Annotated in this window: 11 protein-coding genes; 9 read left to right on the top strand and 2 right to left on the bottom strand. The window is 54.2% G+C overall.

What is annotated here, in order from left to right; genetic code table 11:
- Positions 1-420: 420 nt before the first annotated feature.
- Positions 421-2,790, bottom strand: a complete 2,370-nt coding sequence (locus QNK41_RS22325) for an SLC13 family permease (protein WP_319261890.1) — start codon at positions 2,788-2,790, stop codon at positions 421-423.
- A gap of 109 nt (positions 2,791-2,899) precedes the next feature.
- Between QNK41_RS22325 and QNK41_RS22320 the strand changes: the two genes are divergently transcribed.
- The 8 genes from QNK41_RS22320 to QNK41_RS22285 all read left to right on the top strand — a co-directional run bounded on the left by QNK41_RS22320 (position 2,900) and on the right by QNK41_RS22285 (position 7,303).
- Positions 2,900-3,475, top strand: coding sequence for a hypothetical protein (locus QNK41_RS22320; RefSeq protein WP_319261887.1), 576 nt, complete (start codon positions 2,900-2,902; stop codon positions 3,473-3,475).
- A 22-nt stretch (positions 3,476-3,497) separates the two neighbouring features.
- Positions 3,498-3,683 carry a hypothetical protein gene (locus tag QNK41_RS22315; RefSeq protein WP_319261884.1) on the top strand — a complete coding sequence of 62 codons (186 nt, stop codon included), beginning with the start codon at positions 3,498-3,500 and terminating at the stop codon, positions 3,681-3,683.
- A gap of 200 nt (positions 3,684-3,883) precedes the next feature.
- Positions 3,884-4,645: a sulfite exporter TauE/SafE family protein gene (locus QNK41_RS22310; protein WP_319261882.1), complete on the top strand. Its 762-nt coding sequence runs from the start codon at positions 3,884-3,886 to the stop codon at positions 4,643-4,645.
- Between the two features lie 160 nt (positions 4,646-4,805).
- A complete protein-coding gene (locus QNK41_RS22305) occupies positions 4,806-5,501 on the top strand; it encodes a hypothetical protein (protein WP_319261881.1) in 696 nt (231 codons plus the stop codon).
- A 21-nt stretch (positions 5,502-5,522) separates the two neighbouring features.
- On the top strand, positions 5,523-6,170 hold the full coding sequence (locus QNK41_RS22300) for a PAS domain S-box protein (RefSeq protein WP_319261879.1): 648 nt from the start codon (positions 5,523-5,525) through the stop codon (positions 6,168-6,170).
- A gap of 18 nt (positions 6,171-6,188) precedes the next feature.
- Positions 6,189-6,335: a hypothetical protein gene (locus tag QNK41_RS22295; protein WP_319261877.1), complete on the top strand. Its 147-nt coding sequence runs from the start codon at positions 6,189-6,191 to the stop codon at positions 6,333-6,335.
- Complete coding sequence (locus QNK41_RS22290; protein WP_319261874.1) at positions 6,332-6,844, top strand: sensor histidine kinase; 513 nt, start codon at positions 6,332-6,334, stop codon at positions 6,842-6,844. Before QNK41_RS22295 ends, QNK41_RS22290 begins: the two co-directional genes overlap by 4 nt.
- A 51-nt stretch (positions 6,845-6,895) precedes the next feature.
- Positions 6,896-7,303, top strand: coding sequence for a response regulator (locus QNK41_RS22285; protein ID WP_319261872.1), 408 nt, complete (start codon positions 6,896-6,898; stop codon positions 7,301-7,303).
- Between the two features lie 73 nt (positions 7,304-7,376).
- Here QNK41_RS22285 and QNK41_RS22280 read toward each other — a convergent pair whose 3' ends face one another.
- Positions 7,377-9,035 carry a CTP synthase gene (locus QNK41_RS22280; protein WP_319261870.1) on the bottom strand — a complete coding sequence of 553 codons (1,659 nt, stop codon included), beginning with the start codon at positions 9,033-9,035 and terminating at the stop codon, positions 7,377-7,379.
- Between the two features lie 425 nt (positions 9,036-9,460).
- Here QNK41_RS22280 and QNK41_RS22275 point away from each other — a divergent pair.
- On the top strand, positions 9,461-9,705 hold a 245-nt coding region (locus QNK41_RS22275; RefSeq protein WP_319261867.1), incomplete at its 3' end, for a hypothetical protein.

Below are 9,705 nucleotides of genomic sequence, written 5' to 3'. Positions count from 1 at the left end.
CTATCGGGGAGGTGATGCAAAGGCATGGGCTTTATGAAAAAGGCTTGACATGACCTATAAAATGAAACACAATAACACTATCTAACCCACCTAAATGCATAGAAAATTCAGCATTTGTTACGTATAGCTTGCCAGTCTCTGGAAGGAAGGCCAATTCCAAGCACCACATCATCTTGCGGTCAGACGAATATTTGGTTGGTTGGTGATTACACAACAGGGAATGAAGATATCTGAAAAATTGTCCACGTGGTGATGCATTGAGATAAGAGCAGTCCCGTGCAATTACAGATAGAATTTTTCTCGGATGTCGGGTCAAGTAAAGCCAGTGTAACACAATTGTCATCATCTTTTTGACTTATTCCAGCATACGGTAATTAGCTAATTCCTCAATCTTCATTATTCAGTCTTCCGGTCTTCGACTCAAGGCATCAGCGGCCAGAAGATCGGCAGCACGATCATCAACACGACCAGCACCACCAGTGTCAGGGGCAGGCCGACCTTGATGTAGTCGATGAACCGGTAGCCACCGGGGCCCATCACCAGCACGTTGGCGGGATGGGAGATGGGTGATGTGAAACTGGATGACGCGGCCATGGCAATACCCATCATCAGAGCGTAGGGAGAGATGCCCAGGCTGGCAGCGGTTTTCAGGGCGATGGGTACCATCAGTACCACCAGGGCCGCCGTGGGGATGATGCTGGTGCCGATAAAGGTGATTACCAGCAGCCCGAACAGCACCGCATACGGCCCAAAGGGGCCTAAGGTTCCCACGACCCCTTCGGCCAGGATCGTTGCGGCGCCGGTGTTGTCCAGGGCGGTGCCCAGGGGCAGCATGCCGGCAATCAGAAACACTGCTTTCCATTCGATGTAGCGGTAAGCCTCCTCCATGGTCAGGCAGCGGGTGAGCACCATGAAGGCGGCACCGATAACCACCGCAATGTAGATGGGCACCCAGTCCATGATCACCGGGATCAGCACTGCAGCCATGATCGTCAGGGCCACCTTGGCTTTTTCTTCCCGGGGGGCCTCCTGCGCCGTCTCGGTGAGCACCAGAAAATCCGGTTCGTGGCCCAGCAGGTTCAATTTGTCCCACGATCCATAGAGTAGCAGGGCGTCGCCGAACTCCAGGGCCATGTCGCGCAGGTTTTCCCGATAGGCGGTCCCCTTGCGCCAGATGGCCAGGACGGTCAGGCCGTACTTCTCTCTGAAATTTATTCCGTGCAGGGTCTTGCCGGAGAGCATGCTGTGGGGGGAGAGTATCACCTCGACCAGCCCCACCTGATCATCTTCAAGCATCGACGGGTCCGTTGGTTGCGCATCGGCTTCAATGAACATGCCTTCCAGGCCCTGCATGAGCAAGATGGAGATCATGTCCGCCGTGCCCCAGACCATCAACCGGTCCCCGGCCTCGAAACGGTCGTTGGAGGTGGGAATCAGGGCCGAGCCGTCCGTTCGTACGATGCACAGGATCTGGACGTCCACGGCATCTCCCAGGCGGCTTTTACTCAGGGTCATCCCAATCAGCTTCGAGGCGTCGGGAACGCGCAGTTGGCGAAGGTCGTGGCCCAGTTTGGCGTAATTGTCCATATCTTCGGCGGTGAGCACTTCCGGCGGCTGAAAATGAGAATCGTCAGTCAGCTCGGCCAGCTTATCCGATGGGCCGTATACCACGAACAGGTCGCCTGCGTTGAGCGTCCGACTTTTCAGATCCGTATCCAGGTGACGGTCCCCACGCTCGATGGCCAGCACATTCAGGCCGAAGCGGTTGCGAAACCCAATGTCCGCTATAGTCTGCTTCTCATAGGCGCTGCCGGGCTTCAGCCCCAACCGGGCCACCTGCATGCCATGGACGGTCAGGGCGTCCTGACCAATATCATCGGTCTCGGCAAGCAGTTGTCCCCAGTGGTTCATCTCCTGGATCTGGTCCAGTTTTCCCTCGACGATCAGCAGGTCGTCGGCTTGAATCACCTCGCTGATGGGGGGCGCCAGCAGCGTTATACCGTTGGTGCGGGTGATGCCGACCACGGTGAGCCTCAGGGCGGCTCCCAGTCGGCTTTTGGCCAGGGTCTTGCCCACCAGAGCCGAGCCGCCAGGGACCCTGATCTGAAACAGATGCTCTTGCAGCCGGTATTGCGAACGGAAGTCCGGCCGTCGCCCGGCCGTCTCCTTGGCCAGGTTGCGTTTGGGCAACAGGCGTGTACCGACAAGCGTGACGAAGGCAACACCACAGGCCATCACGATCAGGCCCACGGGTGAGAAGTCAAAGAGTTTGAAAGGCTCCAGGCCGTTTTCCCGCAACGCTTCACTGACCAGGATGTTGGGCGGGGTGCCGATCATGGTGGTTAGCCCGCCCAGCAGCGACCCGTAGGCCAGGGGCATCAGCAGGGTGGAGGGTGAACGGTCGGTCTTGCGGGCGATGTCCATGACCACAGGCAACATCAATGCGGCCACGGCAACATTGTTCATGAAGGCCGAGAGTACGCCGGCGATAACCATGATGATTACCACCAACGTCGATTCCCCACCGCCGGCGACCTTAAGCAGCTGCCGGCCAAGAATATTGGCAATGCCGGTGCGCGTCAGCCCGCCGCTGAGGATGAAGACCGCCCAGATGGTCACCACGGCCGGGTTGCTGAATCCGGCCAGCGCCTCCTTGGGGCTGACGATATCGGTGATCGCCAGCACGCCCATGACCAGCATGGCCAGGACCTCTAAAGGCGCCCATTCGGTGACCAGAAGAATGATGACTGCGACCAGGATAGCCATTACCGTCATTATTTCCGGAGTCATGCGCCTTATCCCTTTCCACTTTATCGGTTTGTGTTGATTCGCCCGGTAACCCGGTTGTCGGCAAGGCTATGAAACCACCTGCAGGTGATGGAGGTGGCCGTTTCGCGGGATGATGCCACACAGTATAAACAATCACCCGCGAATTTCAACAAGGCAGATGATATCAACGGCTGACCGGCACCGGTCTCCTTGCGCCAAGGCCGCTAACGGGGCGCCGCTCTTTTTTGGCGACCGGCACCGCCTGCCGCTGACCGATCATTGCGCAATTGAGCAACCTATTGATCCAATCACACAAATGCGGTACCTAATTGTCATTTCCGTGCTGCACCCATCCATCGTATTGCCAAGAGAGATGATCATGAAAAAGTGCCCCTTCTGCGCCGAAGAAATTCAAAACGAAGCAATAAAGTGTAAACACTGCGGTGAGTTTTTAGATCCCTCCAAGAAACCGCGCATTGCCGAGGAAAAGGTCGAATGGTATTTTCGTAAATCCTTCATTATCTTTGCCGTCTGCTGTGTGGGACCCTTGGCGTTGCCCCTGATCTGGTGGCATCCACAGGCGACGCAGGCATGGAAGATCGGGCTTACCATCGGAATCCTTGTTCTAAGTTGGATTTTGTTTCAGCTTTCGATCGACGCCATTCTTACGATAAAGGAGTATTACCAGTTGCTCGAAAGCCTTTGAATAAAAACCAGGGAGTCAGACAATGCAAAACAACGTGAGCAAAGACCAGTGGGTCGCCATGTTCCGGGAGATCGGACTGACCGAAGACGCCATGATGAAATGGCACCGCCTGTTCGAAGCCCGCCATCCGGACGGTCATGCGGCCTTTCTGGCATGGCTTTGCATTTCGCCCGATGAAATTACCCGCATCCGCGCAGACAGCCGTTAGCCGGATCGGGCCGGTGGTCGCGGTTGCGGCCACCAGTTGAACTGATGCCTAAAAACCCAATCATAGAAGGTGTGGACACCTAAAAACCGGCCCAACGGCGGCCGATTGCGATTGGATGCATATGCTACTGTGGTGAACGCTTTTTTTTATGCGGCGTAAGGCAATGATCGGTTGCGGAGCATGACCCGGTTATGAGATGCATGACCATGCTCGACAGCGTCTTTCCCCTAACCGTAATCACCCATGCCGTCATCGTCGGATTCGCGGCCGCGGTCCACGGCACCATCGGCATCGGTTTTCCCATGATCGCCACGCCCCTTCTGGCCCTGGTCACTGATGTGCGGACAGCCATCCTTCTTCTGCTGCTCCCGACGGTGGTCCTCAACGTGGCCAACATCCTCAAGGGCGGCCGGTGGACTCATAGCATTGCGGTTTTCTGGCCCCTGGCCGTCTACGGCATGATCGGGAGCCTCGTCGGCACCCGGCTGCTCATCGTCTTCTCACCGGAACCGTTTCTGCCCCTCATGGCAGCTATGCTGGTCATCTATCTCAATGCCGACCGCTTCGGTGCCGGCTTTGCCTGGGTCCACTGCCATCCCCACATCGCCTTTGCCGTTTTCGGTCTGACTGCCGGCATCCTTGCCGGCACGGTGAATGTCATGCTGCCGGTCCTGATCATCTTTGCCCTTGAAATGAATATGTCCAAAACCGTGATGATTCAGGTCTTCAACTTCTGTTTTTTGTTCGGCAAACTGACCCAGGGGGCGGTATTCGCCCAAGCGGGTCTGATGACGACCGATGTGTTGACGGCGTCGGCCCCCTTGGCCGTATTGGGGCTGGTGGTGATGGTGCTCGGCATGCGCATCCGCGACCGGATCCCCACCGAGGTCTATCGACGCGGGTTGCGCTGGCTGCTGGCGGTGCTGGCCGTCATGCTGATGGTCCAGTTTTTCCGAAGATGACGGGGCGTCGGGGTGCTTCTTTTTTTCATGTGCGTGGGTTTCTACCGGTTAATTGTTGAGGCTGCCAAATTATTGTCCTTAAAGAAAAAACCAATTCAACCAATAATATATTCGGTAGACATAGCAACGGAGCGTTCAATTTAGCTGAAGGGCCCGGCTCATGCAAAAAAGCACAAGATCCTCAACCTCGATGGTCAAGGAGTTCACCAGACAATATTTGCTGATTTCTCTCTTTCCGGTGGTATTATTATTTGTGTTTACCATCGCCGGCGGATTTTTCGCCCAGCGGCATCTGTCTGCGCTTATTGCTGATTCAACCCATGAACTGAATTCGGATGCCAAAAAGGAGCTGGAAACGCTGGGCCAGCGGGTCATTCAGGATAAGGCCAGAGACGCCGCCAGGCAGGTGGCGCTTTTTCTGTCACTCAAACCAGAGATGGATATGGATGCCCTGCAGCGCTCCGCCCAATTCCAGGCCATTGCCATGCAGCCGGTCGGGAAAAATGGGTATGTATGCTTGTATGAAACGGGGACCGGGATTGTGCGCATTCATCCCAATCCAGATCTGACCAATCGAAGGATGGATTTTTTGTCCACGGAAATACCGTCATGGTGGGCTATTTTTAAAAGCTCTCTGTCCGGGAATGAGATTTCAGGTTATTACGACTGGATCGAACCCGATGGTTCCGTTCGGAAAAAATATATGACCATCACACCGGTAGACGCGCCCTTTCGCGGAAAAAGCCTCATGTTAGCTGCCACAACATACATTGATGAGTTTTCGGCTCCCGTTGCAGTGATGGCACAGAAAGAAGCGGCAATACGCGCCAATTTCCATGATTTTCTGGTCGACTAATTACTGATTGCCGGCACCCTCATGGCCTTGTTTATATCGGTAACTTTCCTGAGCGTCTATTTGATCGGTCGGCGATCCGCACTGCACTATATTCGGCCCATTGTCACGATGGCCACGGTCGCTGAAAGTTTCGGGGATGTGCACTGGGAAGCAGACATCGAGCCTTCATTAATCAATCGAAAAGATGAAATAGGTGTGCTGGCACGTTCCTTCGAGTCGATGCGGCGTCAATTGCAGAAACTCTTCAAGGACCTTGAATATCGGGTCTCGGAACTGAAACTGGCCCAACAATCATTGAAAGAAAGTGAATCCCATTTCCGGGGATTGTTCGACGGTGTCCCGGTTGGCATTTATCGAACGACCTTTGACGGCCGTATCGTCGATGCCAATCCCATGCTGGTCAGAATGCTCGGATACCCTTCCAAAGAGCAGTTCCTATCCAAAAAAGCGGAAGAAATATATGCCCGGCCGGTAGACCGCTCAAAATGGAAATCGATCATCGAAAGCTCCGGCGATAAAAATGTGCATGAAGTCAAGATGCGTCGTTATGACCAATCCGTACTCTGGGTTGAGAATCATTCACGAACCGTCAGAGACAAAGACCAAACCATCCTTTATGTCGAAGGCAGCATCATCGATATCAACGAACGAAAGAAAATGGAGAATTAGTTTCAGCTTGCCCAGCGCATGGAGGCCATTGGAACCCTGGCCGGTGGTCTCGCCTATGATTTCAATAATTTGATGATGGGAATTTTAGGTAATGTGTCGATCATGATGCTCGATACGGAAATCACCAGTCCGCATTATGAAAAACTAAAAAAGTCGAAAAATTGATCCAGAGCGCACCACAGCTTACCAGCCAATTGCTCGGGTACGCACGCAAAGGCAAATTTGAGCTCAAGATCGTTGATTTAAACCAAATTGTCAAAGATAGCGTTGAAATATTCGGTCGAACCCGCAAGGAGCTTGCCATACACCTGGATTTGTCATCGACTGCGGGCCCGGTTGAAATTGATCGGTCCCAAGTCGAGCAGGTTTTATTCAATCTTTTTATCAACTCGGCAGATGCCATGCCTGACGGTGGAGACCTCTGGCTGCAAACATCAATGATCAGTCGCGGCGAGATCGGGCAAAAGCCTTATAAAATAAAATCAGGCAGCTATGTCCTGCTTCAGGTCACTGATACGGGCCACGGCATGGATGCTGAAACGCGAAACCGTATTTTTGATCCCTTTTTTACCACCAAAGAGATGGGAAGGGGGACCGGTCTGGGCCTGGCATCTGCCTATGGCATCATTAAAGCGCATGCCGGCTATATCGACGTGGCCTCGGAAATCGGTTAGGGAACGACATTTAGCATTTATCTGCCGGTGTCCCAAAGGGAGATCCCCTCAGTGGGTAAAGGCGATGCGACGATCAAATTTGGCAAGGGAACGATACTGGTCGTGGATGATGAAGATATGGTTCTCGAGATCGGTACGGAGATGATCGGGAAGATGGGCTACCAGACCCGATCTGCCCGAAATGGTGATGAAGCCATATCGTTGTACCGGAAAAGCGCTGACGACATCGATCTGGTTGTCCTTGACCTGATCATGCCGGGTGCCAGTGGCAGTGAGACTTTTGACATGCTCAGGCAGATTAACGCCGGTGTAAAAGTCCTATTGGCAAGCGGATACAGTATTGACAGCCAGGCCATTGCCGTGATGGACCGAGGATGCAACGGGTTTATCCAAAAGCCGTATAACCTCGAAGTGCTGTCTCGAAAGATTGACGAAATCCTGAAAGGCGAACCGTCATGAACCGAAAAAAAAGCGCGAACGAATTTCCATTCGCGCCAGTGATCAATTTTTCTACAACAACCAGGTAAAAGGGTTATTTCTTTTCAATCTCCCGGTTTCCCGAATACTTCAGGGCCGCGGCAATGAAGCTTCGGAACAGGGGATGGGGGGTCATGGGCCGGGATTTAAATTCCGGATGGAACTGGCATCCCAGGAACCACGGGTGATCTTCGATTTCCACGATTTCCACCAGTTCGCCTGACGGGGCGATGCCGGAGATCTTCAGGCCAGCTTTTTTTAACTGCTCCAGGTAGGCGTTGTTGAATTCAAAGCGGTGGCGGTGCCGTTCGGCAATGGTTTCCTTGCCGTAAGCCCGGTAGGCGATGGTGTCCTTTTCCAGTTTGCAGGGGTACGCCCCCAGGCGCATGGTGCCGCCTTTGTCCGAATGGATGTCGCGCTGCTGGATGGTTTCGGATTTGTCGTCGAACCACTCTTCCATGAGATAGATCACCGGATGGGGGGTGTTCGGGTCGAATTCGGTGCTGTTGGCCCGGTCCAGCCCGGCCAGGTTTCTGGCGAATTCGATGACGGCGATCTGCATGCCCAGGCAGATGCCGAAATAGGGAATCTGATTTTCCCGGGCATACCGGGCTGAGCAGATCTTGCCTTCCACGCCTCGCGAACCGAAACCGCCCGGCACCAGCACGCCGTCCACCCCTTCCAGGCTCAGGCTACAGGTATTGGCGTCGATGGTCTCCGAGTCCACGAATTTCAGGTTGACCCTGGCCCGGCTGGGGATACCGCCGTGGATCAGGGCTTCGTTGAGGCTCTTGTAAGATTCGGTGAGATCCACATATTTACCGACGATGGCGATGGTGACCTCGTAGGCGGGATCGTTCATCTGTCGGCACAGGGTCTCCCAGTTCTCCAGACGGGGCGCGCGGGTCCAGATGTTGAGCAGTTCGACGATTTTGGTGTCCAGCCCCTCCTGGTGGAAGAGCAGGGGAACTTCATAGATGCAGTCGACGTCCTTGGCCGTGATCACCGCATCCGCACCCACATTGCAGAACATGGCAATCTTGGCCTTTATGTCGGGGTTGAGCATGCGGTCGGTGCGGCACAAGAGGATGTCCGGCTGAATGCCGATGCTGCGCAGTTCCTTGACACTGTGCTGGGTGGGCTTGGTTTTCACTTCGCCGGCGGTGCTGATGTAGGGCACCAGGGTCAGGTGGATATAGATGACGTTGTCCTTGCCCGCATCGTTGTGAAACTGGCGGATGGCTTCCAGAAAGGGGAGACTTTCGATGTCGCCGATGGTGCCGCCGATTTCCACGATGACCACATCCACGTCATTGGATGCCTTGCGGATGCTGTCTTTGATCTCGTCGGTAATATGGGGGATGACCTGAACCGTGCCGCCCAGGTATTCTCCCTGGCGTTCCTTGGTGATGACGCTGTGGTAGATTTTACCTGTGGTGAAGTTGTTGTCCTTGCCCAGTTTGGCATGGGTGAACCGTTCGTAATGCCCCAGGTCCAGATCGGTTTCGGTGCCGTCATCGGTGACGAATACCTCCCCGTGCTGGAAAGGATTCATGGTCCCCGGATCCACGTTGATATAGGGATCCAGCTTCTGGATGGTGACCGTCAGTCCCCGGCTTTCCAGCAGAGCGCCGATGGAGGCCGATGCCAGGCCTTTGCCCAGGGATGAGAGAACCCCTCCGGTAACGAAAATGTACTTGGTGTCATACCCCATAGAAAACCTCGATCGAAATTTTAACCCGGGTAAGCCGGTGTTTGAGAATTGCCAGTCTTATTAAACTTGACGGATTTGTAAAAAGCCCGATATCTGCGTTACGCTTCATTCTTCGTCACTGCGGAGTACCGTAAACACTCTGCCTACGGCACCCGCGATAGCGGTATTCTCAGGATTCGCAAGCCTTGATCTCGGGCTTTTTACGAATCCGTCGAAAATGCGACTTTTTACGAGTTCATCAACTCTTGGTTTCTGCCTTTTTTTGAGATTTGGATATTGTAAATTGGAGTTTACTTAAAATTTGGTGCTTGTGATTTGTCGTTTCCAGTTTTTCCGGATTAGGAAGCTATGGAAAACCGGGTATTTTGGACACTACTGGTTGAAATCAGAAGACCCACGGCCGGGTAAAGGGGCGGCGACGAACTTTGAACCTTAACTGGACGGATATCCAACGTAAGCGTCTGGTGGAACTGGATGCGGACGCTGCGACCCTGGCTCGGACATTCGACGATACCGTCCGGCGTAACCGGGCATTCCAGACGTTGGAAAAAGAGCGGGTCGCGGCCCATCGCCGTCACCTTGACGATCTGCGCAACGGCGCCCGGCGGCCCCGGTTGTGCCGGCTGGAGACCGTTCTGATTGAAACGCTGGTGTCCCACGGATTTGTTCA

The sequence above is a fragment of the Desulfosarcina sp. genome, from assembly GCF_033791525.1.
Taxonomy (GTDB): domain Bacteria; phylum Desulfobacterota; class Desulfobacteria; order Desulfobacterales; family Desulfosarcinaceae; genus Desulfosarcina.
This window is presented reverse-complemented; position numbering and strand designations above follow the sequence as displayed.

Coding starts and splice junctions, on each gene's coding strand:
- QNK41_RS22280 (WP_319261870.1), bottom strand. CDS start 9,035: ATGGGGTATGACACCAAGTACATTTTCGTTACCGGAGGGGTTCTCTCA.
- QNK41_RS22295 (WP_319261877.1), top strand. CDS start 6,189: ATGGAGGCCATTGGAACCCTGGCCGGTGGTCTCGCCTATGATTTCAAT.
- QNK41_RS22310 (WP_319261882.1), top strand. CDS start 3,884: ATGACCATGCTCGACAGCGTCTTTCCCCTAACCGTAATCACCCATGCC.
- QNK41_RS22320 (WP_319261887.1), top strand. CDS start 2,900: ATGATGCCACACAGTATAAACAATCACCCGCGAATTTCAACAAGGCAG.
- QNK41_RS22300 (WP_319261879.1), top strand. CDS start 5,523: ATGGCCTTGTTTATATCGGTAACTTTCCTGAGCGTCTATTTGATCGGT.
- QNK41_RS22325 (WP_319261890.1), bottom strand. CDS start 2,790: ATGACTCCGGAAATAATGACGGTAATGGCTATCCTGGTCGCAGTCATC.
- QNK41_RS22305 (WP_319261881.1), top strand. CDS start 4,806: ATGCAAAAAAGCACAAGATCCTCAACCTCGATGGTCAAGGAGTTCACC.
- QNK41_RS22315 (WP_319261884.1), top strand. CDS start 3,498: ATGCAAAACAACGTGAGCAAAGACCAGTGGGTCGCCATGTTCCGGGAG.